Source organism: Marseilla massiliensis, assembly GCF_016899955.1.
GTDB lineage: Bacteria > Bacteroidota > Bacteroidia > Bacteroidales > Bacteroidaceae > Prevotella > Prevotella intestinigallinarum.
The window spans coordinates 1-449 of the sequence record NZ_JACJJL010000104.1 but is presented as its reverse complement, the minus strand read 5'-3'; the positions used below and the strand labels follow the sequence as shown (position 1 = coordinate 449).

The 449-nt window shown below is 59.2% G+C and carries 1 pseudogene; it reads right to left on the bottom strand.

Going from position 1 to position 449, the window contains the following annotated elements:
* Positions 1-449, bottom strand: a pseudogene (locus H6B30_RS16100) (MutS N-terminal domain-containing protein); the annotation flags it as partial.

The window sequence follows — 449 nt, the reverse complement described above, 5'->3', positions numbered from 1 at the left end:
TCACCCACTTGGGCATAGAACTTGTACCTGCCGAAGTCGGGGCGCTGCTCGTCCTTCTCCTTGTAGACATTGAACTTCTCGATGGCGACGGAACCTTCCGCACCCTCCATCTGCCGGGGGAATCTGTAGGTGTCCTCCGGCACTTTCGGCATCAGCTTTGTCGGATAGTAACGCTCCATCAGTTGCGGTACGGTTAGCTCTTTCTTCTGATAGGCGGCAAGGTCGGCGGCATCCATCTTCTGCGGCTTGAGCTGTTGACCGTCAATCTTGGCGGTGAAGTACCACTCCTCCGGGTTGTCCTTGCCCTGGTAGGCATGGCCGTGGGTCACCTTGCAGCCGTCGGCCGTCACCATCTGCGGCTCGCGCGGCTTGCGTTCCTTTTTCGCCCCGGCCTGCTGTTCCACATTGGCATCCGCCTTTGCTTCGGGTTTCTGTTCCGCAGCGGCCTT